This is a genomic window from Enterobacter sp. K510 (assembly GCF_055804875.1).
The window spans coordinates 175,978-197,479 of sequence record NZ_JBNRLQ010000007.1 but is presented as its reverse complement, the minus strand read 5'-3'; the positions used below and the strand labels follow the sequence as shown (position 1 = coordinate 197,479).

Genomic DNA, 21,502 nt, shown 5'->3' with positions numbered 1-21,502 from the left:
ATATTCTTTTCGCCCATTATTCAGAGAGCCGCTATGAACTACCTCAATCGGGAAGACCGCCGGGAAAATATTCTGCTCGCCGCCATGCGCGTGGCGCTGGACGAGGGATTATCCGCCATGACCGTGCGCCGCATCGCCAGCGTGGCGGGTGTGGCCGCAGGCCAGGTGCATCACCACTTTGCCTCTACCAGTGAACTGCGCGCGCTGGCGTTTATCCGTCTGATCCGCGTGCTGCTGGACACCGAAGTCGTGCCCGAAGACGCCAGCTGGCGTCAGCGCCTGCATTCCATGCTGGGCAGCGATGATCGCGGCTTTGAGCGCTATATCAAGCTGTGGCGGGAAGCGCAGTTGATGGCGATGCGCGATCCGGAAATTAAAGGGGCTTACGTACTGACCATGGAGATGTGGCATGAGGAGGCGATGAAAATTATTCATGCCGGACAGCAGGCCGGAGAATTCACCCTTAGCGACAGCGTGGAAAACGTCGCCTGGCGACTGATTGCGCTGGTGTGCGGTCTGGACGGCATGCACGTGCTGGGACTTGAGGGGCTGGATGACGAAGCTTTCGATCGCCACATTGACCGGGCGATCGAACTGGAGCTTAACCGCTGACGACGGCCCTGTTACTTCTCCCGGGCAGCGATGCCCGCCATCACCGCGCTCAGTTGTGACAACGTCACGCCATGACTGGCATCGTCAGTCCCCAGCCCGAAGCGGACATGTAAGAGTTCATGGAGCGCGGGCACATCCACAGCGTTAAACTGCTCCACCACCTCCCCGTCCTGCCAGTGGGTGAAGTGAAAATTATTGAGCGTCAGTTTGCTGCCATCCGGCAGATGACGACACATCAGCAGATGATGGCGAAAATGCGAGTGCGGGAAGTGCGCGGTATAAAGATTCCCGGTCACAAAATCAGAGAAGTATTGCTGGCTTAAATCGAAGCGGTACATCTGCTGCCAGCGATCGTGATGCCTGAACTGTAAGATCCAGTCATCCCCCTCCCGTTGCAGGCGATAAAGGCCGTGCGGCGTCTTTTGCTCAATATCCGTTTGCAGCCGGATCGGCGCGGTGAGCGATTGCCCGCCAAATCCAACGTCCGCCAGCCAGGGCTCGCCGTCCAGCTCAACCAGCAGGATGCGGTGCGTGCGCGGCGGCATCTGCTCCGGGTTGGCCATCACCACACGACCAAGCAGACTGCGAACACTGAAGCCGATTTCGCGCAGCCCGCGTTCAAACAGACCGTTCAGCTCAAAGCAGTAGCCGCCGCGCCGGGCGACAACCAGCTTGGCGAACAGCGCCTCGTCCGTCAGTTCAATTTCCCGCGGCAGCAGCACGTCGAGATTTTCAAAAGGGATAGCGCTGTTATGGTGCTGGTGCAGCGACTGTAGCGTCGGCAGATCGGCCTGCGGGACACCCGTCCAGTTCAGGCGTTGAAACCAGGCTGTTAAAAAAGGACTCATTTCACACTCCGGCAAAAGATGAGTCCTATTTATACACTGGATGAATATTTTGATGCGGCAATTTGTGCACTGCCGCTTACGTCCGGCCTTTTCGCTGCATAATGCCCAGCGCTGTGAGCATCAGGATCAGCCCGGTGACCAGCGTCAGCGTCGCCATCGCCATGCCCTGCCCAACGGATCCCTGCTCAAACTGACGCCAGATAAAGACTGCGACGGTTTGCGTACCGGCAGGCGCCAGCAGCAGCGAAGTCACCAGCTCCCGCGAGGCGATGGCGAAGACCATCAGCATGGCCGCCAGCAGCGCCGGAAACACCAGCGGCAGGACGATCAGCCGCAGCGCCTGCAATGCGCTTGCGCCATGCACACGGGCGGCAGGCTCCAGATTACCGCCGAGCTGCCGCAGCGCGCTGCCGACATAGCGCACCGGCCAGGGCATCAGCAGACAACAGTACGAGAGCAGCAAAATCATCCAGCTGTTATAAGGCGACACCGGCCAGAAGGTGCGGTTCCAGAGCAGGATCAGCCCGACGCCCACCACAATCCCCGGCAGCGCGGCAGGCATCAAAGACAGCGCATCCAGCACCGCGCGGCCACGAATTTTTTGCACCACTACCAGCCAGGCCGCCAGCAGCCCTAGCACGCCGGTGACCAGCGCCGAGCCCAGCGCCAGCGACAGACTGGTGCCAAGGGCGGACAGCGCATCTCCCTGTTGAGAAAAGAGCGCATGATAATGGCTGCCGGTCACGTTATCCCAGGAAAGCCCGCCGGAAAGCGTTGACATAATACCAGTCACCGCCATGGAGATCCCCGGCAGACCGACCGCCAGAAAACCGACGCCGCCCATTAGCAGCATCACCGGCACGGTGGCGATACCTAATGACGCGCCGGTATTTTCCGTGGGTTTGCCCGTCACGCTGGTCACGTCTTTATCCCCCACCAGCTGACGTTGCAGCCACCAGCCGCCAAGCGCGATAACGATCAGCATCAGCGACAGCAGCGACGCGCCAGGCAGATCAATCGGCCAGTCGGCCAGCTTTTTCTCAATGCCGACGGTCATCATCACCACGCCGGATCGCGATCCCAGCGCGGCCGGTACGCCATATTCTTCAACGGCCAGGGTAAAGGCCAGCAGCATACCCGCCGCCAGCGCGGGCGAGAGCATCGGCAGCGTGACGTGCCAGAAGGCGCGCCAGGCGCTGGCCCCGTGCACCCGGGCGACAATCGCCAGTCGCTGCCCGCTGGCAAGCAAACTGCGGGATACCGCAAAATAGACCACCGGGAAAATGTTCAGCGTCATCACCAGCACGATCCCGCTGCGGCTGAACAGCAGATCGTTGAGATCAAACCCCGCCACCTGCGCCAGATAGCCGTTGGTCTGCAACACCAGCATCCACGAAAGCGCGGCGATATAGGGCGGCGTAAGAAATGGGATCAAAAAAAGCACATCCCATAGTCGTGGGCACGGCAGGTTAAATAATCCACGCGCCACGCCCAGCGGCAAACCGATCAGCGCGCTCAGCAGCGCTACGCCTGCGGCGATCCACAAGGTGCCGCCGAGCATGGCGGGCAGTTGCGGATCGCTGAATTGCGGCAATATGGCGCTGAACGGCGCGGCAAAAGAACCGGCGCTGAATGACGGGAAAATCGCCTGTAAAACAATAAAGGACAGCGGCAGCGCCACCAGTATCACCAGCAGCGCCAGCGTCAGGACAGAAAGCATTCTCTGATTCACAACGGATCCTGAAGACGGGGTCGCCCCCGTCGGCTGAATTTACTTGCTGAAAAGGGTATTGAAGCGTTGCAGCACTTCGCTGCGCTCGCTGTTACCGTCCTGACTGGTTGGCAGAATATGCAGATCGTTGAGCAGCGGGCGTTTGGCTTCCACGTCAGTACGCGCCGGCATCAGCCAGGCGTCAGCGACCATCGCCTGTCCTTCCGGCGACAGGACGTAATCGACAAAAGCTTTGGCATCGTCAGCATGCTGAGTGGTTTTGAGGATCATCATTGGTCGCGGCGCGATCACCGTGCCGCTGGCCGGGAAAATCACCTTCAGGGACTCGCCCTGGCTGATGTTGCCATAAGAGACGTAATCCACCGCGCCGAATACTGCCGCTTTCGCCCCCTGCATCACCGGCGTCACCGCCTGGGCGTTGGGGCCGCTGACCACCATACCGTTCTGCTTCAGCGCGTCGAACAGCGCCCAGGCTTTATCGCCCATACTGTTTTGCAGGCCGATCAGCAGATCGAGGGACGCGCCGGACAACGCCGGATCCGGCGTGGTCACTTTGTCTTTAAAGGCCGGAGCGGTCAGATCCTGCCACTCTTTCGGCTCTGGGGTACCGCTTTTGGTGTTCCAGACAATACCCAGCGCCGACACGCCCTGCGCCACGTATTCGCTGGTTTTCAGCGCCGCGGGCACCTTTTCGGCATTGCTGCTCTGGTACGGCAACAGCCAGCCGCGGGTATGCAGATCTTCTGCGGTATCCCAGGAGGCGGAGATCAAAATATCCGCCTGCGGATTGGCCTGTTCGGCCTCCAGCCGCGCCATCACTTTGCCAGTGGTGGCCTGGAAAATATTCACTTTCACGCCGGTCTTTTTCTCGTACCCGCTGGCGAGACTTTTTGCCAGCGATCCCGGACCTGCGGTATAGACCGTCAGCGCGTGGGCGCTGGAGATCATGACGGACGACAGCATCATGGCGAGAGCAACTCCTTTCTTCACAGACATTACAGCTTTCATGCATATTCCCCTGAGGATGGTGTGACAGCGCGTACAGCGGCAATGCTGCCCGCAGAAAGATGCACGATGCGGTCGGCCAGCAGTTCGGCTTCCCGGCGATCGTGGGTGACATAGACGGCGGTGATGCCGAGCTGGCGCAGCAGGCGCGACATCTCAAGGCATAACGACTCACGAAGTTCACTGTCGAGATTGGAGAGCGGCTCATCAAATAACAACACGCGCGGCTCAGCGACAATCGCCCGCGCCAGGGCGACGCGCTGTTGCTGCCCGCCAGATAAGCCTGCCGGTTTACGGTCGGCGAAATCCGCCAGGCCGACGCGATCCAGCGCCGCCAGCACGCGGGCCACCCGCTCACCGCGCGGCACGTTGCGCATCTTCAGCGGGAAAGCGACGTTCTGCGCCACCGTCATGTGCGGCCACAGGGCGTAGTCCTGAAACACCATGCCGATGTCGCGCGCTTCCGGCGGCAGTGACCAGTGGGGTTTCGCCACCAGACGATCGCCGAAATAGATTTCGCCTTCCGCAGGCTGCGTAAGCCCGGCCAGCAGGCGCAGCAGCGTGCTTTTGCCGCACCCCGACGGGCCGAGGAGCGCCACAATGCTGCCGGCGTCGACAGTGAGATCGATCTGATTGAGAACGGTATGTGAGCCGAAGGCGAAAGAGACGCCCTGCAGCCTTATATCGGTGAATGCGTTCACGATCGCCCTCCCGCAGCGGGAAGCCGACACGCGCCCGGGATCGACATCCGCCGGGCCGCACTCACCTGTGGAAAACACAGGGGAGTAAACATATTGTTATCCTCTTTGGGACTTAGTAAGGCGAGACTATAGGGAGGGAGTGTGACGGATGGATTACGCTTGTGTTACGACTTGCTTTCCGGACGCTTTCAATCCTTTAATGCGTCATCAACCTGACGAGGACAATATCATGAGCCATTTCCGCCCTGTCGCCCTGGAACACGCCAGCCGCCTGCTTAATCACGGGCCGACCATTATGATCACCAGCCGCGACGAACAGATTGACCGCCGGAACGTGATGTCCGCCGCGTGGTCGATGCCGGTGGAGTTCTCGCCGCCGCGCATTGCCATTGTGGTGGATAAAAGCACCTGGTCGCGGGAACTTATCGAGCGCAGCGGCATGTTTGGCATTGTTATCCCCGGCGTCGCCGCCACCAACTGGACCTATGCGGTCGGCAGCGTGACCGGGCGGGATGAGGATAAGTTTAACTGTTACGGCATTCCGGCCATTGCAGGGCCGGTACTGGGATTGCCGGTGGTGGAAGAGAAATGTCTGGCATGGATGGAGTGCCGCCTGCTGCCCGCCACCGCCGCGCAGGAGAAATACGATACGTTATTTGGCGAAGTGGTTTCCGCTGCCGCCGATGAACGGGCGTTTATCAATGGCTGCTGGCATTTTGATGACGATAAGCTCAACACCCTGCACCATCTGGGCGGCGGGAATTTTGTGGCGAGCGGAAAGGCGTTGAGTGTGAAGTAAGCGCCGGGTGGCGCTAGCGCTTACCCGGCCTACAAAAAACCAGGCGTGTGACGTGTAGGCCGGGTAAGGCGCAGCCGCCACCCGGCGCAAAAATCACATCGAATAACCCGGTTTTTTGATTAACTCATCCATCTGCGGGCCGATTTGCGTATCCCACACCTGCGCTTTCCAGTCGTCCGGCTGCACCTGGCTGTACGCCACGCTCACCGAACTCTCCTTGCTGTCAAAATGGCTGACGATCACCTGGGTGATGGCCTCCGCCAGCGCGGCTTTTTGTTCATCGTTAAAATCACGCGGAAAACTTTTAATATCTACGTGTGGCATAGCAGGCTCCTTATTGAGATAACGTTAAACCTAACACACCGCACCGCCGCAGATTATCAATTGATGCCGTTATTCAGAAAGTCCCTGGTCTGGCGCGGGCTGCGCAGACGCACAAAGCGGATATGCGCAAAAGCCGGATCCGCCAGATCCGCTTCATAACGCGCGCGGTTGCTGCGCCAGGTTTTCAGCGTCCACAGCAGAATTGACTCACGGCTGAAAAACGACTGGCGAAAGCTTTCACGGTTGCCGGTGCCCGGCCAGAGTTCCTTTTTATGCCAGGCGCGTTTCAGGGCGCGCATGACGGCCTGGCGCAGGGTACGGGCAAATCCATAATCCACCCATACCACCATATCCACCTTTTGCCATTTCACCGGCCGTGTGCGGTTGTAATTACCATCCAGCACCCAGCCCGGCGTGGCGTTCAGCTTTTCGCCAAGCAGCGCCAGCAGCTCTTCATCGGAAACGCCCTTCCAGTTGGGTCGCCAGTACAGCGCATCCATTTCGATATAAGGCACATCCAGGTGTTTTGCCAGACGGCGGGCGAGCGTGGTTTTGCCGCTGCCGCTGGTGCCGATGACGTTGATTTTCATGCGCAGGCTGACCCTTCATTCTTCATTCATGGAAATTATGAAACTAAGGATCCCTGAATTAGCCGGGTGGCGCAAGCTCACCCGACGCTGAAGAGTGTGTGCTTAATAAGTGATCCCCGGCGGGTTGATTTGTGACGTTGTCACCGCTTCTCCCGCTTCCCCCCAGCGTGCCAGCACTTTCTGGTACTCTCCCCTTGCGATAGCGCCATCCAGCGCCGCTTTCAGCGCCTCAACCAGCCCGTTGCCTTTTTTGGTAGTGGTGGCGACATAGGCTTTTTTCGGGCCAAGGCCGACCACTTTGGTTTTACCGGTCAGCGCCGCTTTATAAGACGCCACTGACTGCGGACCGAAAAACACATCCGCGCGCCCGGACTGAATATACAGATTGCCCGAGGCGTCATCGGTCAGATAGACCGGCAGCGCGGGTTTTCGCCCTGCCCGTTCGTTTTCCGCATTCCAGCCGAGCAGGATCTTCTCCTGATTGGTGCCGGAGCCGACAATCACCTTGCGCCCCGACAAATCCTCAGGTCCGCGCACTGCCTCAATGGGACTGGTGGATTTCACCGAAAACGCCAGCGAATCCACGCGATAGGTGGCAAAGTCATACTTCTCTTTGCGCTGCTCGGTGACGGCGATATTCACCAGCGCCACGTCATAACGCCCGGCGGAGATCCCCAGCGGCCAGTCTTCCCACGCCGTCGGCACCAGCTTTAACTTCAGCCCGAGACTGTTCGCCAGCAGGCGGGCAATGTCCGGATCGCTGCCGATGCGGGTACGGTTATCGCTGGCGAGCAGCGCCAGCGGCGGCGAATTCAGCGCCGAAATAGCCACCGTCAGCGTACCCGGTTCGACAAAGGCAAAATTCGGCGGAATTCTGGCGATCGCCGCCTCATCGCCCTGGCTGTGCAACGGCGTCTCGTTAGCTTTCAGATCGATACCCTGCGCGCCGCTGAGCGTACTGACCAGCAACAGCGCCCATAATCCCTGTTTCATGCTCTCTCCTTACAACACTTTGGATAAGAATTGCCGGGTGCGCGGGTGCTGCGGATGGTTCAGCACCTCGTCGCTGCTGCCCTGCTCCACGATTTTGCCGTCCACCATAAACACCACGTTGTCGGCCACCTCGCGGGCAAAGCCAATTTCATGGGTGACCACCACCAGGGTGGTTCCGGAACGCGCCAGCTTTTTGATCACATCCAGCACCTCGCCCACCAGTTCCGGATCGAGGGCCGAGGTCGGCTCGTCAAACAGCATCACCCGCGGGCGCAACGCCAGGGCGCGGGCAATGGCGATGCGCTGTTGTTGCCCGCCGGAAAGGTGCCGTGACCAGGCATCGGCTTTATTACGCAGCCCCACGACGTCGAGCAATTCATAGGCCCGCTCGATGGCGGCCTTACGGCTGAGCTGTTTGTGGGCGATGGGCGCTTCGATCAGGTTTTCCAGCACCGTTAAGTGCGGGAAGAGATTGAAGTTCTGGAACACATAGCCGACGTTGACGCGCTGGCGCAGGATCTCCTTCTCCTTGAGTTCATAGAGTTTGTCACCCTGGCGGCGGTAGCCGATGTAATCGCCGTCAATCTGGATAAAACCTTCATCGACACGCTCCAGATGATTAATCGCCCGCAGCAGCGTGGATTTTCCGGAGCCGGACGGCCCGAGGATCACCGTCACCGAACCCGGCGCTAACTCCAGTGAAATATCATCCAAAGCTTTGTGACGGCCAAAGTATTTGCTGACGCCGGTGATGGAAATATGGCCTTCATGAGAGGTGTGCATGGACTGGCTCCTGTGGCTGCGCGACGCGACCCGGCGCGGCAACGCGGGCGACGCGGGTGGAATTGATCGCCGAGCGGCGCTCGCTGCGCGCCATCCAGCGCTCGACCAGATGCTGGATCAGCGACAGCACGCTGGTGATCACCAGATACCACACCGCCCCCACCATCAGCAGCGGGATCACTTCCTGGGTGCGGTTGTAGATCATCTGAATGGTGTAAAACAGCTCTGGCATTGCCAGCACGTACACCATCGCCGTGCCCTTGGCGAGGCTGATGATCTCGTTAAAGCCGGACGGCAAAATCGTCCGCAGCGCCTGCGGCAGAATAATGCGCAGCGTGCGGCGGCTGGCGGGCAGCCCCAGCGCGGCGGCGGCTTCGTACTGCCCGTGATCGACCCCCAGAAAACCGCCGCGAATAATCTCCGCGGTATAGGCGCTCTGCACCAGCGTCAGCCCCACCACGGCGGTGGAGAATTGCCCCAGCACGTTAATGGTGTCATAGCTCGCCCAGGTGATGCCGGTAAAAGGAATGCCGATGGCGAGCGTGTCATAGAGATAGGAGAAGTTATAAAGGATGATCAGCACCACAATCAGCGGCAGCGAACGGAACAGCCAGATGTAACCCCATGCCAGACTGCTCAACAGCCAGGACGACGACAGCCTGGCAAGCGCCAGTAATCCGCCAAAAATCACGCTTAGTACCGTACCCAGCAGCGTCAGCAACAGGGTTTGCCCCAGCCCTTCAAGGATCACCGGATCGAAGAACCAGCGGGCAAACACGCTCCACTCCCAGCGCGGATTAAAGGCAACCGACTGGATCACAATGGCCAGCACCAGCAGCGCCACGACCGCGCCGACAATACGCAGCGGATAACGCGCGGGGATCACTTTAATGGGTTCAGATGTTTTCATGTTGATTCCTCAGGCTGATTTCCCCAGCGCCACGCCGAGCGCTTTGATAAAGCGCAACCGTCCGTCATAAGGCGGCTGGCTGTAGATTTCCGGATCGCGCTCGACATCAAACTGTGCCTCATAGCCCTGGCTGAGATAGAGCCTGACCGCTTCCGGCTGACGAAAACCGGTGGTCAGATAAATGCGGCTATAGCCCGCCAGCACCGCCCGCCGCTCCAGCTCGCGCACCACCCGCGCCGCCAGCCCCTGCTGACGCAGGGTTTTGTCCGTCCAGATGCGTTTAATTTCGGCGGTGTGCGCGTCATAGGGTTTATACGCGCCGGTGGCGATGATCTTCCCGTCGCGCTCCAGCACAATAAACAACCCCTGCGGCGGCAAGTACCATTCGGTCAGCTCCACTTCGGCGTCTTTCGAAAAGTAATCCCCGTAGCGCGCGGCGTATTCCGCAAATAAACCTTCGATGACCGGCTGAAGTTCCGGTGCTTCCGGGGAGAGATCGCGAAAATGTTCGCTCATGGGCCGCTCCTTAATCGCCAAGGCCTGGCGGGTTGATTTCCGATGACGGGATGCGTTCGACGCCTTCACCCCAGCGGGCGAGCACTTTCTGGTAGTCGCCGTTTTTGATCGCGCCGTTAAGGGCGGTTTGCACCGGTTCTGCAAGGCCGCTGCCTTTTTTCAGCGTCACGGCAATGTGCGCCGCTTTCGGCCAGCCGCCGTCCACCACGCCCACCAGTTTGGTTTTTTGCGTCAGCGCCGCTTTCCAGGCACCCGTGACGTTCGGGCCAAAAAAGGCATCGGCGCGGCCTGATTGCAGCGCCAGCGTCTGGGCGGCGTCATCCTTGGTATACACCGGCACAAAGGGCTTCAGCCCCTTCTGCTGGTTCGCTTTGTCCCACGCCAGCAGGATCGCTTCCTGATTGGTGCCGGAGCCGACGATAATGCGCAGCCCGGCGATGTCTTCCGCTTTCTCAATGTTGCTGATTGGGCTGGTTGATTTCACGTAAAAGCCCAGCGAATCCTTGCGGTAGGTGGCGAAATCAAACTTCTCTTTGCGCTCTTTGGTGACGGTGATGTTGCTGATGGCGGCGTCATATTTGCCCGAGGCCACGCCCAGCGGCCAGTCCTCCCAGGAGGTCGGCACGACGTTTAATTCCAGTCCCAGGCTGTCCGCCACCAGACGCGCTATGTCCACCTCGCTGCCGAGCAGGGTTTTGTTGTCATCGGAAAACACCGTCAGCGGCGGCGAGTTCAGCGCGGCGACCGCCACGGTGAATTTCCCCGGCTGCACAAAACGGTGATCTTTGGGCAACTGCGCGATTGCCTGCGGGTTGGCCGGAGTATTGATCGGCGTTTTATTGGCCTCAATGCTGACGCCGGTGCCGTTGATATTGACCTCTTTTGCATACGCCAGCGGCGTTAAGGCGAGGGTCATAGCCAGTAACAGTGAAGTTTTCTGCATAGCGTTATTCTCTATTTTGTTTTTATAAACTGATTCACCGGCAATTCGAGGCCCAGACTTTCGCGCAGCGTGGTGCCGGGGTAGTCGGTGCGGAACAGGCCCCGTGCCTGTAACAGAGGCACCACCTGGTCAACAAAGCGCGGGAAGGTATCCGGCGTACCGCCCTGAATAATGAAACCGTCGGCGGCGTACTGGCTGAACCACTGTTCAAGACCTTCTGCGACCTCCTCCGGCGTGCCGGCAAAACGCGCACGGGGTGAGGCGGCTTCCAGCGCCACCTGGCGCAGCGTCAGGCCACGTTCTCGGGCATTGCGTTTGATCTCATCGGTGGTGCTGCGGAAACTGTTTTGCCCCAGATCGCCGATGTCCGGGAAGGATTCATCCAGCGGATACTGGCTGAAATCGTGATGTTCGAAATAGCGCCCCAGATAGTTGAGCGCGTCCTCAACCGAAACCAGTGCGGCAGTGGTCTGATACTGCTGCTCCACGTCCGCCGCGTCTTTTCCGACAATGACGCTGACGCCCTGAAATATATGCAGTTCATGCGCCTGACGGCCATTGGCTTCAAGCTGGAGCTTAACGTCGCGATAAAAGGCTTTGGCTTCTTCTAACGTATCGTGATGGGTAAATATCGCGTCGGCATGTTTGGCGGCTAATTTCTTGCCATCATCAGACGCGCCAGCCTGAAATACAATTGGGCGTCCCTGCGGCGTACGGCCAATATTCAGCGGCCCGGCTACCTTAAAGAATTCTCCTTCATGATTAAGCGTGTGCAGTTTCGTCGCGTCAAAGAATTGTCCGCTGGCTTTATTACGCACAAAGGCATCGTCTTCCCAGGAATCCCACAGGCCTTTCACCACGTCGAGATATTCATCGGCGATGCGGTAACGCAGCGCATGTTCCGGGTGTTTATCACGGGAGAAATTTTTAGCCGACCCTTCAAGCGGCGAGGTCACGACATTCCAGCCCGCGCGGCCCTTGCTCAGATGATCGAGACTGGCGAACTGGCGCGCCACGGTAAAGGGTTCGCTGTAGGAGGTGGAGAGCGTCCCGACCAGACCGAGATTTCTGGTCAGGCTGGCAAGCGCCGATAATACCGTCAGCGGCTCAAAGCGATTTAAAAAATGTGGAATGGATTTTTCATTAATATAAAGACCATCGGCGACAAATAAAAAATCCAGTTTGCCCTCTTCGGCTTTCAGCGCGGTTTCTTTTACAAAATCAAAATTAATACTGGCGTCAGCGGCGGCCGCCGGATGTCGCCAGGCGGACATATTCCCTGACGCGCCATGCAAAATGGTGCCCAGGCGTAATTGTCTTGCGCTTGTCATAGAATGTCCTCAGTCAGTATGTAATAACGCTTTTTCTGCCAGCCGTGCGAAATATCGCGCCGCCCCTTCCAGTAAGGTGTCGTCGGGATTAAAGGCCGGATGGTGTAAACCGTATTCGCTGGCGCTGCCGATGCTGACGAACGCGCCGGGGATGTGTTGCAGATAGACCGCGAAATCTTCACCGCCCATATGCAGCTCGGCGTGATGGGTGCGATAGCCCTGCTCGTCGGCGACGTGGCGGGCGAAGGCGGCCCACTTTTCATCGTTAACTAACGCCTCCGGGCCGTCGAACCAGGTCACCGCGATCTCCGCGCCGAACGCCTGTCCTAACCCGGCGGCGATCTCGTTGACGCGATCTTTGACCTGCTGGCGCACTGCACGCTTATGGGTACGCAGCGTGCCTTCCAGCTCGACGGTTTCCGGCAGCACGTTCCAGGTATTGCCCCCGGCGATGCGCGTTACGCTCAGCACCACCGAATCCAGAGTATTCACGTTACGGCTGGCGACGCTTTGCAGGGCATTTACCAGCTGGCTGGCGAGCAGGATGGCGTCATTGCCTTCATGGGGCCGCGCGGCGTGAGCGCCTTTGCCCTTCACCGCGATCACAAAACGATCGACGTTGGCGTAAAACGGCCCGCCGCGGGTGGCGAACTCGCCGACGGGTAAGCCCGGTTCGTTGTGCATGCCGAAAATTGCGCTGACGCCTTCCAGCGCCCCGGCTTTGATCAGCCGTTTCGCGCCGCCAAAATTTTCTTCAGCGGGCTGGAAAAGAATACGCACCCGGCCAGCCAGTTGCTGTTCGTTCGCTTTTAACAGCAGCGCCGCGCCGAGCATCGCACTGGTATGAATGTCATGTCCGCAGGCGTGCATCACGCCCGGATTCAGGGAGCTGAAAGGTACGCCGCTGCTTTCGGCGATGGGCAGCGCGTCGATGTCGGCACGCAGCGCGATGATTTTTTCCCCTGTCCCCACTTCCGCCACCACGCCGGTGGGCAGATCACAGGGCAGCAGGCGTAGCCCGGCGACTTCCAGCCACTGGCGCACGCGACGGGTGGTTTCGAACTCCTCCAGCGACAGTTCCGGGTACTGATGCAGCTCGCGCCGCCAGTCGATTAGCTGTTGTGCAAAACTCATCCGGCGACCTCCTGCAAGGCGTTTGCTGAGGCGTGCGCCTCCGCCAGCAGACGCAGGGAGTCGAAACGCGGCTGGCCCTCCGCCACCGGCGTATCAATGACAAATTCATCGATGCTGTGGTCGCGGTGCAGTTCGTCGAGGGCGGCAAGAACGCTCCGGGCGGTGCCTTTGATCACTGCGGATTCCCGCCGCACGATCTGCTTCGCCGGACTGCCCGCCTGGCGGGCAAAGGCCTGCGCCTGGGATTCGCTCGCCACGGTGACGCGCTGCCCGTTTTCCAGCTCCACGCCCCAGAGTTCTATCTGCGCCGCCTGCCGGTCGGCCTGTTGCTGCGTCGGGGCAACGATCGCCTGCACGGCGACCAGCGTGTTGCGCGCGCTGTTCTGCTGCCAGATGCCGAGCACCTCGCGCAGCAGGTTTTTGTCGCCGTTAAGGTGGGCGGCAAAGACAAAGTTCCAGTCCAGCGCGGCGGCGAGGCGCGCGCTTTCCGGGCTGGCGCCGAGTAAAAAGCCGTCGACGCGCTGCGGCGGCACCGGGGTGGCTAATACCGTTTCGGCTTCCTGTTCATTAACGCGCAGCGACAGCCAGTGATCCAGCTGCGCCAGTTGATCGGCAAAGCTGCCCTTCTCCTGCGCGTTAACGCCCTGCTGTAACGCCCGCGTGGACAGCGGCAGACCGCCCGGCGCTTTACCGACGCCCAGATCGATACGCCCCGGCGCCAGCGACGCCAGCAGGTTGAAATTTTCCGCCACTTTATAGGGGCTGTAGTGTTGCAGCATCACGCCGCCGGATCCGACCCGAATACGCCGGGTTTGCCCGACAATCCAGGCAATCACCAGTTCCGGCGACGGGCTGGCGAGCTGTGCGGTGTTGTGGTGTTCCGCCACCCAGAAACGGTGATACCCCCACTCATCGGCCAGTCTGGCTAATTGCAGGGTACGCGCCAGCGCCTCTGCTGCGGTTTCGCCTTCCGCGAGGGGACTTTTATCCAGAATACTCAGACGATATGACATGCGCACACTCACTCTGCTTAACATGTCACCATTAATAAATCCCTATGAAACACTTGTGAAACAACTAAATAACATTTGAAAAGCTAAAAAGTGGCAAAGTGCCGTTTCAGGGTTATGAAGGCTGTCAATTTTTGGCAGGCCAGGCTTTGCGTAGCTTACGGTTTGCAGGTAGGATGCTGCGCCATGTTTTGTCTTATCCATACGCAGAATGACTGGAAAGACAGTGCATTAATTCGTCAGGGCAATCGTTTGTTCTGTCCTGACGGGTGAGGAAATCCTTCGATGATTCAGACAGGTCAACAGGTAACTCAATGAACAAAAACAACAACAGCGCAGCGGAGCATCATGCTGCAAAACGTCGCTGGTTAAACTCTCATGAAGAGGGATACAACAAAGCGATGGGCAACCGACAGGTGCAGATGATAGCGATTGGCGGGGCGATCGGCACCGGGCTGTTCTTAGGCGCGGGCGCACGACTGCAAATGGCCGGGCCGTCCCTGGCTATCGTCTATGCCGTTTGCGGTATCTTCTCTTTCTTCATCCTCCGCGCGCTGGGCGAACTGGTGTTGCATCGTCCGTCCAGCGGCAGCTTCGTCTCCTACGCCCGTGAATTCCTCGGCGAAAAAGCCGCTTATGTAGCGGGCTGGATGTACTTCGTTAACTGGGCGATGACCGGCATCGTCGACATCACCGCCGTGGCGCTTTATATGCATTACTGGGGCGCGTTCGGCGATGTGCCGCAGTGGGTCTTCGCCCTCGGCGCGCTGGCCATTGTCGGCACCATGAACATGATCGGCGTGAAATGGTTCGCCGAGATGGAGTTCTGGTTCGCGCTGGTTAAAGTGCTGGCCATCGTGGTGTTCCTCGTTGTCGGGACGATTTTTCTCGGCACCGGTAAACCGCTGGACGGCAATGCCACCGGCTTCCATCTGATCACCGATAACGGCGGTTTCTTCCCGCACGGTCTGCTGCCGGCGCTGGTGCTGGTGCAGGGCGTAGTGTTTGCCTTCGCCTCCATCGAACTGGTGGGCACGGCGGCAGGCGAATGTAAGGATCCGCAGACCATGGTGCCAAAAGCCATCAACAGCGTGATCTGGCGTATCGCCCTGTTTTACGTTGGCTCGGTTGTGCTGCTGGTGCTGTTGCTGCCGTGGACGGCCTACCAGGCGGGACAAAGCCCGTTCGTCACCTTCTTCTCGAAGCTGGGCGTGCCTTATATTGGCGACATCATGAACATGGTGGTGCTGACCGCGGCGCTTTCCAGCCTCAACTCCGGCCTCTATTCCACCGGGCGTATTCTGCGTTCCATGTCGATGGGCGGTTCCGCGCCGAAGTTCATGTCGAAAATGAGCAAGCAGCAGGTGCCGTGGGCGGGTATTCTGGCAACGCTGGTGATTTACGTTTTCGGCGTGGTGCTGAACTATCTGGTTCCGGCCAGCGTGTTTGAGATCGTGCTGAACGTGGCGGCGCTGGGGATTATCGCGTCATGGGCCTTTATCGTGGTCTGCCAGCTGCGCCTGCGCAAAGCCATCAAAGAAGGTAAAGCAGCGGATGTGTCGTTCAAACTGCCGGGCGCGCCTTTCACCTCCTGGCTGACGCTGCTGTTCCTGTTAAGCGTGCTGGTGCTGATGGCGTTCGACTACCCGAACGGCACCTACACCATCGCCTCTATCCCGTTCCTCGCGGTGCTGTTAGTGGCGGGATGGTTCGGCGTGCGTAAGCGCGTCAATGAAATCCAGAGCACCGCGCCGGTACATCCGGAAGACGGTAAAGACGGGAAGTTAACGGAAGAGTTGTCCCGTTAAGACAGTGTGCCGGGTGGCGGCTGCGCCTTACCCGGCCTACAAAAACCATAACCCGTAGGCCCGGCAAGCAAAGCGCCGCCGGGCATAAAAACAATTTCATGATCCATTGGCTGTATCAGAATCCGGAAATCTTATTCGTTTCCGGATTTTTTTTGTGAATTGCTTATCACCCCATTTGTTTGCTCTGTGCATAGCCTCATAAAAATCCATACGCGTGGAAGTTCAGGGAGAGAAAACACATGGCAATTACCGTCAGCGTATTACTGGAAAACCGGCGAAGCCGTAGCGCAAAAAATGCATTGCACACTAAAGCCGGGCTAAGTTTGTTTATTCAGGATGAAGATGATGCAATTTTGTTCGATACCGGGCCAGACGACAGCTTCCTGCATAATGCTGACCTGAAGGATATTGATTTAACTGGATTAACCGCGACGGTGCTCTCACATGGTCATTATGACCATTGCGGCGGCGTTCCATGGCTGCCGGCCCGCTCGCGGATAATTTGTCATCCACAAATTGTCAGTGAGCGTTACTCAGCAATAAATATAGCTGGCATCACTTCACCGATAAAAAAATTATCTCTCGATGTTGATTATTCACGTTTACGTATGGAGTACGGTAGAACTCCCTGCACTTGGGGAACATAGCAGTTAAGGAAAATCGAACTTATATTGATCAAACCAAGTTTTTTTAATCTTTCGACGTGCTACTTTTTACTCCGGCAATTTGAAAGGTGCAGAAAATGAATAAAGTTATAGATAAATCAGAGTTAGCTTTTTCTTTTTTCACAAAAATGAAACGTGAAAACAAGCTATTTAATTTTATCGACATTGAACAAGCAACGGGTTGGGGGCGTTCTACTGTAAGAACTTACTTCAGCAAAAAGTGGGCTAATATCCTAACAAAAAGTGAAGATGGTATTTTCGTAAACAATAAATTCGACAATTTTACACTAAAATCTTTTATACAACATCATAGTCAAACTGAGATAACAGACAAATTTTTCTTTAACGTTTTATTAAAAAAATCCGTTGCAGCAGGCGTTACAGCGATTGAAGTTTATAATAAACCTGATTTTAAATTTAGGGAAGAAAGTTTCTCGATATTAATGGTTAATGCATGGGAGTTGTTATTAAAGGCCAGAATATTACAACTAAACCATGATCGGAAAGAGTCTATTTATATTAAAAGTAAAAGCGAAGTCGTTTTATCCCCTTCCGGAAATCCAAAAACTATATCAATTACTAAAGCTGTAGCAATTTTGCAATCATATGGGGAAATTAATTCAATCATTGCTGATAATATCCAACTGCTCATCCTTATTAGGGATGAATGCGTCCATTTTATAAGTGAAGATAACGAACTTAGTGTAAAGGTGCAGAGGCTAGGCACTGCTTCGCTAAAAAACTTTATGACATTAGCTATGAAATGGTTCGATTTTAATTTTAATCAGTTTAATTTTTATCTAATGCCCGTATCCTTTTATCACCTCACTGATATGTGCAGTTTTAGTATAGACAATAACTTTAAAGAAAATATGCTCCACTATTTTAACTCTATAGAACATGCACATGATAACGATGACGATGACAATTTTAGTATTTCTTTAAAACTTGAAACCAAACTGGTTAAAACCACCGCAGCGGAAGCAATGCAGATACGCCTTACTGATGACCCAACTGCACCAGAGTTGCAGATAAATGAAGAGGATGCCCTTAAAAACTATCCTTATACTTATATTGCGCTGTGTAATATTTTTCGAAAGAGATATTCTGACTTTAAGCAAAATAAAGATTTTAACAAAATAATGAGAAATTTGCAGGTGCAAGGTGAGAAATTCTGCAAACAGCGGAAATTAGATCCTAATAACCCGAAAAGTATATATAAAACTTTCTATAGCTCAAGGATTGTAGAAGAGTTAGATAAGCACTACACGAAAATATAACAACCTACGATATTGTAAAAGGCTCCTTACGGAGCCTTTCTTTTTTCACATCACAGCGCAATGCGGATCACATCATCCGGCTGGGTGGCTTCTTTCTCGCGGGTGGAGGCCTGCTTCACGCTGACGTACAGCGTTTTACCGTCTGCGGACAGCGCCAGGCTGTTCGGGTGCGTCGGGGTGTCGATGGTTTTCACCACTTTGTAGCTCTTCGCATCGATCACGCTCACTTTACCGGCCTGACGGTGGGTGACATAGACTTCATTACGCGCCGGGTTAAACAGCACCGCCAGCGATTCCGGGGCGGCGATCTTCTCGATCACGTTACCGTTGCGGGTGTCGATCACCACTACTTCCGGCGCTTTGGAATCGGTCAGGAAAGCGCGATGTCCGGCGGTATCCAGGCTCAGGTTAAGATAGAAATGCTCTTTGCCATCGTCCTGCACTTTTTTGCGGCTGAGAATTTTATTAGTCGCGGTGTCGATGGTGATGAATTCACCGTCGCCGTTAGTGGTATACAGGCGTTTGGCGGCGCTGTCGATAGCCAGACCGGTGGCAAAAGTGCCGGTGCCGGTAATGGTGGTTTTCAGTGCGATGTTGTCGCCATCCACCACCCAGATCGCACTCTCTTTGCCGACGCCGGTGATATAAACGCTGTCGGTGCTTTCGTCCACGACCAGCTCACGCGGCTGCAACGGGCGCACGGTTTCGGAACGCTTACGCTCATCCAGCACCAGACGACCTTTCACATCGCCGGTTTTGGCGTCAATGGCGGTAACGGCGCTGCTGGTCGTGTTGCCAAACCACAGGGTCTGCGTCTTCGTGTTGATGGCCGCGCCAAACGGTTTTAAATCGTTATGGATCGCCTGGGTCACGTTCAGCGTGACCGGATCCAGACGATAAACCACCCCGCCCTTGTCTGTTTTACGGCTCTGCGATGTCGCAAGCCACAGCGCGTTTTCCTGCTGGCTGAACGCCATTTCATAGGCCCCTTTCCCTACCGGCTGACGCAGCATTTCTTCCGCTGCGGTGGCGTTGAACGTGCCGGCGAGCAGCAGAGAACCTAATAACAGTGAACCACGCAGGCGCGGTGAGCTTAAATGACGAGTAAACATGACGACTCCCTTTGATAACGAATGTATAGCTGCATCACATGGCTTCCGGTCAGCGAAGTCGCGCTTCGCTTGTTTTTCTAAGTGAGAATAGTAATCATTAATTGATTAAAATGGCAGTCTTTCTTGCCGAATCCGCCATTCAGGCCATAATTTCTCCCGGCGATTATTCACAGTAAGTGCCGTTAAAGTTTTCAATTTCTTTACATTACCCGTAACATGTTGGCGCATGTTCCATTTGGTACGTATTATTTTTAACCGGTTTAACCATGAAAATCATTTTTGCACGCCCGGCGGCCCTGCCGTTTTTGTTACTTCCCGCGGTCTTTAACCCTGCCTTCGCGGCAGCGGAACAGACCATGATCGTCACCGCTTCCCCGCAAACCGTCTCCGAACTGGATACGCCTGCCGCCGTCAGCGTGGTCCAGGGCGAGGATATGCGTCAGGCGACGCCGCGTGTGAACCTCTCGGAATCGCTGACCAGCGTACCGGGCTTACAGATCCAGAACCGCCAGAACTACTCCCAGGATTTGCAGCTGTCGATCCGCGGTTTTGGCTCCCGCTCCACCTACGGCGTGCGCGGCATTCGTATGTATGTGGACGGCATTCCGGCGACCATGCCGGACGGCCAGGGCCAGACGTCCAACATCGACATCAACAGTATTGAAAGCGTCGATGTGCTGCGCGGTCCCTTCTCTGCCCTGTACGGTAACGCGTCCGGCGGCGTGATGAACGTCACCACCGAAACCGGTCGTGAACCCGCCACCATTGAAGCGAGCAGCTATTACGGCAGCTTTGGCAGCTGGCGTTATGGCCTGAAAGCCACAGGCGCGGTCGGCGATGGCACGCAGCCGGGCGACGTGGATTACACCGTTTCCTCCAGCCGTTTCGCCACCCACGGCTATCGCGATCACAGCGGCGCGCAGAAAAACCTCGCCAACGCCAAACTGGGCGTTCGCATTGATGACGTTAGTAAGCTGACGCTGATCCTTAACAGCGTCGATACCAAAGCGAACGATCCCGGCGGCCTGAGCAAAAGCGAATGGAAAGATAACCCGCGCCAGTCGCCCCGTGGCGATCAGTACAACATGCGTAAAACCATCAAGCAGACCCAGGCAGGGCTGCGCTATGAACGCCAGCTCAGCGAGCAGGACGATCTGAGCGTGATGATGTACGCCGGTGAGCGCGAAACTACCCAATACCAGTCTATTCCCCGCGCCCCGCAGCTTAATCCGACCCACGCGGGCGGCGTAATCGACTTAACCCGTCATTATCAGGGCGTCGACACCCGCTGGACGCACCGTGGCGAACTGGGCGTGCCGGTTACTTTTACCACCGGTCTGAACTACGAAAATATGAGCGAAGATCGTAAAGGCTACGAGAACTTCGTGATGTCCGGCAGTACGCCGGTATACGGGCAGAAAGGCCAGCAGCGCCGTAACGAGCGCAACCTGATGTGGAACGTGGATCCTTACCTGCAAACCGCCTGGCAGCTGACCGACAAGCTTTCTCTGGACGCGGGCGTGCGCTACAGCTCCGTATGGTTTGACTCCAACGATCACTATGTCACCCCGCGTAACGGCGATGACAGCGGTGAAGCCAGTTACCACAAATGGCTGCCGGCCGGATCGCTGAAATATGCGGTGACCGATGCGTGGAATCTTTACGTGGCGGGCGGTCGTGGCTTTGAAACGCCGACCATTAACGAGCTTTCCTATCGTTCCGGCGGCCAGAGCGGCCTGAATTTCGATCTGCAACCGTCCACCAATACCACCTGGGAAGTGGGCAGCAAAACCCGTATAGGTAACGGCCTGCTGACCGCGGCGCTGTTCCAGACCGATACCGATAATGAGATCGTCACCGATGCCAGCAGCGGCGGCCGCACCACCTATAAAAACGCAGGTAAAACCCGTCGTCAGGGCGCAGAGCTGTCGGTTGATCAACAGTTTGCCGGTAACTGGCGCGCGAAAATGGCCTGGACCTATCTGAATGCCACCTACCGCACTAACGTCTGTAATGACGGCGACTGCAACGGCAACCGTATGCCGGGCATCGCGCGTAATATGGGCTTTGCATCACTGGGCTGGCAGCCCGAAAGCGGCTGGTACGCCGGGGCGGATGTGCGTTATATGAGCGATATCCAGGCTGATGACGAAAACAGCGCTAAAGCGCCGTCTTATACCGTGGTTGGCCTGAATAGCGGCTACAAACTCAATTATGGTAACTGGATGATGGACGTGTTTGGTCGCGTGGATAATCTGTTTGACCGGGAATATGTCGGTTCAGTTATCGTCAACGAATCTAACGGTCGCTACTACGAACCTGCGCCAGGCCGAAATTATGGCGTTGGCTTGTCCGTGGCCTATAGCTTCCAGTAAAACGATTCCGGCCTGATCATCAGGCCGGATT

Annotated in this window: 18 protein-coding genes and 2 pseudogenes; 6 read left to right on the top strand and 14 right to left on the bottom strand. The window is 56.7% G+C overall.

What is annotated here, in order from left to right; all coding sequences use genetic code 11:
* Positions 1–33: 33 nt before the first annotated feature.
* Positions 34–612, top strand: a complete 579-nt coding sequence (locus tag ACQUTD_RS14140) for a TetR family transcriptional regulator (protein ID WP_321987476.1) — start codon at positions 34–36, stop codon at positions 610–612.
* 11 nt (positions 613–623) lie between these two features.
* Here the strand turns inward: ACQUTD_RS14140 and ACQUTD_RS14135 are convergent, their stop codons facing one another.
* The 4 genes from ACQUTD_RS14135 to ACQUTD_RS14120 form a co-directional block, all read right to left on the bottom strand.
* The gene (locus ACQUTD_RS14135) at positions 624–1,460 is read right to left on the bottom strand and encodes an arylamine N-acetyltransferase (protein ID WP_473275759.1); all 837 of its coding nucleotides are present in this window, start codon (positions 1,458–1,460) and stop codon (positions 624–626) included.
* A 76-nt stretch (positions 1,461–1,536) separates the two neighbouring features.
* Positions 1,537–3,192 (bottom strand): ABC transporter permease subunit, encoded by a 1,656-nt coding sequence (locus ACQUTD_RS14130; protein WP_473275762.1) that lies wholly within the window; start codon positions 3,190–3,192, stop codon positions 1,537–1,539.
* A gap of 39 nt (positions 3,193–3,231) precedes the next feature.
* Positions 3,232–4,200 (bottom strand): extracellular solute-binding protein, encoded by a 969-nt coding sequence (locus ACQUTD_RS14125; protein WP_473275767.1) that lies wholly within the window; start codon positions 4,198–4,200, stop codon positions 3,232–3,234.
* Positions 4,197–4,898, bottom strand: coding sequence for an ABC transporter ATP-binding protein (locus tag ACQUTD_RS14120; RefSeq protein WP_072568491.1), 702 nt, complete (start codon positions 4,896–4,898; stop codon positions 4,197–4,199). Before ACQUTD_RS14120 ends, ACQUTD_RS14125 begins: the two co-directional genes overlap by 4 nt.
* A 229-nt stretch (positions 4,899–5,127) precedes the next feature.
* On the opposite strand from ACQUTD_RS14120, the gene ACQUTD_RS14115 reads away from it, so the two are divergent.
* Positions 5,128–5,697, top strand: a complete 570-nt coding sequence (locus ACQUTD_RS14115; RefSeq protein WP_473275774.1) for a flavin reductase — start codon at positions 5,128–5,130, stop codon at positions 5,695–5,697.
* Positions 5,698–5,790: 93 nt separating this feature from the next.
* Here ACQUTD_RS14115 and pptA read toward each other — a convergent pair whose 3' ends face one another.
* The 9 genes and pseudogenes from pptA to ACQUTD_RS14070 all read right to left on the bottom strand — a co-directional run bounded on the left by pptA (position 5,791) and on the right by ACQUTD_RS14070 (position 14,234).
* Positions 5,791–6,021 carry a tautomerase PptA gene (pptA, locus tag ACQUTD_RS14110; RefSeq protein WP_072568493.1) on the bottom strand — a complete coding sequence of 77 codons (231 nt, stop codon included), beginning with the start codon at positions 6,019–6,021 and terminating at the stop codon, positions 5,791–5,793.
* Between the two features lie 56 nt (positions 6,022–6,077).
* Positions 6,078–6,611: an AAA family ATPase gene (locus tag ACQUTD_RS14105; RefSeq protein ID WP_473275780.1), complete on the bottom strand. Its 534-nt coding sequence runs from the start codon at positions 6,609–6,611 to the stop codon at positions 6,078–6,080.
* Positions 6,612–6,713: 102 nt separating this feature from the next.
* Positions 6,714–7,604: a transporter substrate-binding domain-containing protein gene (locus tag ACQUTD_RS14100; RefSeq protein WP_473275784.1), complete on the bottom strand. Its 891-nt coding sequence runs from the start codon at positions 7,602–7,604 to the stop codon at positions 6,714–6,716.
* 9 nt (positions 7,605–7,613) lie between these two features.
* Positions 7,614–8,387 (bottom strand): amino acid ABC transporter ATP-binding protein, encoded by a 774-nt coding sequence (locus ACQUTD_RS14095; protein ID WP_072568496.1) that lies wholly within the window; start codon positions 8,385–8,387, stop codon positions 7,614–7,616.
* On the bottom strand, positions 8,371–9,297 hold the full coding sequence (locus ACQUTD_RS14090) for an amino acid ABC transporter permease (protein WP_318362946.1): 927 nt from the start codon (positions 9,295–9,297) through the stop codon (positions 8,371–8,373). The genes ACQUTD_RS14095 and ACQUTD_RS14090 overlap by 17 nt, the downstream gene beginning before the upstream one ends.
* Before the next feature lie 9 nt (positions 9,298–9,306).
* A complete protein-coding gene (locus ACQUTD_RS14085) occupies positions 9,307–9,813 on the bottom strand; it encodes a GNAT family N-acetyltransferase (RefSeq protein ID WP_318372737.1) in 507 nt (168 codons plus the stop codon).
* A 10-nt stretch (positions 9,814–9,823) separates the two neighbouring features.
* Positions 9,824–12,087 (bottom strand): annotated as a pseudogene (locus ACQUTD_RS14080) (NtaA/DmoA family FMN-dependent monooxygenase).
* A 9-nt stretch (positions 12,088–12,096) separates the two neighbouring features.
* The gene (locus tag ACQUTD_RS14075) at positions 12,097–13,221 is read right to left on the bottom strand and encodes an amidohydrolase (RefSeq protein WP_473275796.1); all 1,125 of its coding nucleotides are present in this window, start codon (positions 13,219–13,221) and stop codon (positions 12,097–12,099) included.
* Positions 13,218–14,234, bottom strand: coding sequence for an MsnO8 family LLM class oxidoreductase (locus tag ACQUTD_RS14070; RefSeq protein ID WP_318372735.1), 1,017 nt, complete (start codon positions 14,232–14,234; stop codon positions 13,218–13,220). Before ACQUTD_RS14070 ends, ACQUTD_RS14075 begins: the two co-directional genes overlap by 4 nt.
* 311 nt (positions 14,235–14,545) lie before the next feature.
* Here ACQUTD_RS14070 and ansP point away from each other — a divergent pair, with 311 nt between their 5' ends.
* The 3 genes and pseudogenes from ansP to ACQUTD_RS14055 all read left to right on the top strand — a co-directional run bounded on the left by ansP (position 14,546) and on the right by ACQUTD_RS14055 (position 17,984).
* The gene (ansP, locus tag ACQUTD_RS14065; RefSeq protein WP_072568503.1) at positions 14,546–16,039 is read left to right on the top strand and encodes an L-asparagine permease; all 1,494 of its coding nucleotides are present in this window, start codon (positions 14,546–14,548) and stop codon (positions 16,037–16,039) included.
* A 239-nt stretch (positions 16,040–16,278) separates the two neighbouring features.
* Positions 16,279–16,680 (top strand): annotated as a pseudogene (locus ACQUTD_RS14060) (MBL fold metallo-hydrolase); the annotation flags it as partial.
* Between the two features lie 101 nt (positions 16,681–16,781).
* Positions 16,782–17,984: a DUF3644 domain-containing protein gene (locus ACQUTD_RS14055; RefSeq protein ID WP_473275798.1), complete on the top strand. Its 1,203-nt coding sequence runs from the start codon at positions 16,782–16,784 to the stop codon at positions 17,982–17,984.
* Positions 17,985–18,034: 50 nt separating this feature from the next.
* Here ACQUTD_RS14055 and yncE read toward each other — a convergent pair whose 3' ends face one another.
* Positions 18,035–19,096 (bottom strand): 7-bladed beta-propeller protein YncE, encoded by a 1,062-nt coding sequence (gene yncE, locus ACQUTD_RS14050; RefSeq protein ID WP_473275800.1) that lies wholly within the window; start codon positions 19,094–19,096, stop codon positions 18,035–18,037.
* A gap of 266 nt (positions 19,097–19,362) precedes the next feature.
* Between yncE and pqqU the strand changes: the two genes are divergently transcribed.
* On the top strand, positions 19,363–21,471 hold the full coding sequence (pqqU, locus tag ACQUTD_RS14045) for a TonB-dependent receptor PqqU (protein ID WP_473275803.1): 2,109 nt from the start codon (positions 19,363–19,365) through the stop codon (positions 21,469–21,471).
* Positions 21,472–21,502: the final 31 nt, after the last annotated feature.

Bases quoted from the DNA above. Each gene is read 5' to 3' on its own strand.
- ACQUTD_RS14140 (WP_321987476.1), top strand. From the start codon at position 34: ATGAACTACCTCAATCGGGAAGACCGCCGGGAAAATATTCTGCTCGCC.
- ACQUTD_RS14135 (WP_473275759.1), bottom strand. From the start codon at position 1,460: ATGAGTCCTTTTTTAACAGCCTGGTTTCAACGCCTGAACTGGACGGGT.
- ACQUTD_RS14125 (WP_473275767.1), bottom strand. From the start codon at position 4,200: ATGAAAGCTGTAATGTCTGTGAAGAAAGGAGTTGCTCTCGCCATGATG.
- ACQUTD_RS14115 (WP_473275774.1), top strand. From the start codon at position 5,128: ATGAGCCATTTCCGCCCTGTCGCCCTGGAACACGCCAGCCGCCTGCTT.
- pptA (WP_072568493.1), bottom strand. From the start codon at position 6,021: ATGCCACACGTAGATATTAAAAGTTTTCCGCGTGATTTTAACGATGAA.
- ACQUTD_RS14105 (WP_473275780.1), bottom strand. From the start codon at position 6,611: ATGAAAATCAACGTCATCGGCACCAGCGGCAGCGGCAAAACCACGCTC.
- ACQUTD_RS14100 (WP_473275784.1), bottom strand. From the start codon at position 7,604: ATGAAACAGGGATTATGGGCGCTGTTGCTGGTCAGTACGCTCAGCGGC.
- ACQUTD_RS14095 (WP_072568496.1), bottom strand. From the start codon at position 8,387: ATGCACACCTCTCATGAAGGCCATATTTCCATCACCGGCGTCAGCAAA.
- ACQUTD_RS14090 (WP_318362946.1), bottom strand. From the start codon at position 9,297: ATGAAAACATCTGAACCCATTAAAGTGATCCCCGCGCGTTATCCGCTG.
- ACQUTD_RS14085 (WP_318372737.1), bottom strand. From the start codon at position 9,813: ATGAGCGAACATTTTCGCGATCTCTCCCCGGAAGCACCGGAACTTCAG.
- ACQUTD_RS14075 (WP_473275796.1), bottom strand. From the start codon at position 13,221: ATGAGTTTTGCACAACAGCTAATCGACTGGCGGCGCGAGCTGCATCAG.
- ACQUTD_RS14070 (WP_318372735.1), bottom strand. From the start codon at position 14,234: ATGTCATATCGTCTGAGTATTCTGGATAAAAGTCCCCTCGCGGAAGGC.
- ansP (WP_072568503.1), top strand. From the start codon at position 14,546: ATGAACAAAAACAACAACAGCGCAGCGGAGCATCATGCTGCAAAACGT.
- ACQUTD_RS14055 (WP_473275798.1), top strand. From the start codon at position 16,782: ATGAATAAAGTTATAGATAAATCAGAGTTAGCTTTTTCTTTTTTCACA.
- yncE (WP_473275800.1), bottom strand. From the start codon at position 19,096: ATGTTTACTCGTCATTTAAGCTCACCGCGCCTGCGTGGTTCACTGTTA.
- pqqU (WP_473275803.1), top strand. From the start codon at position 19,363: ATGAAAATCATTTTTGCACGCCCGGCGGCCCTGCCGTTTTTGTTACTT.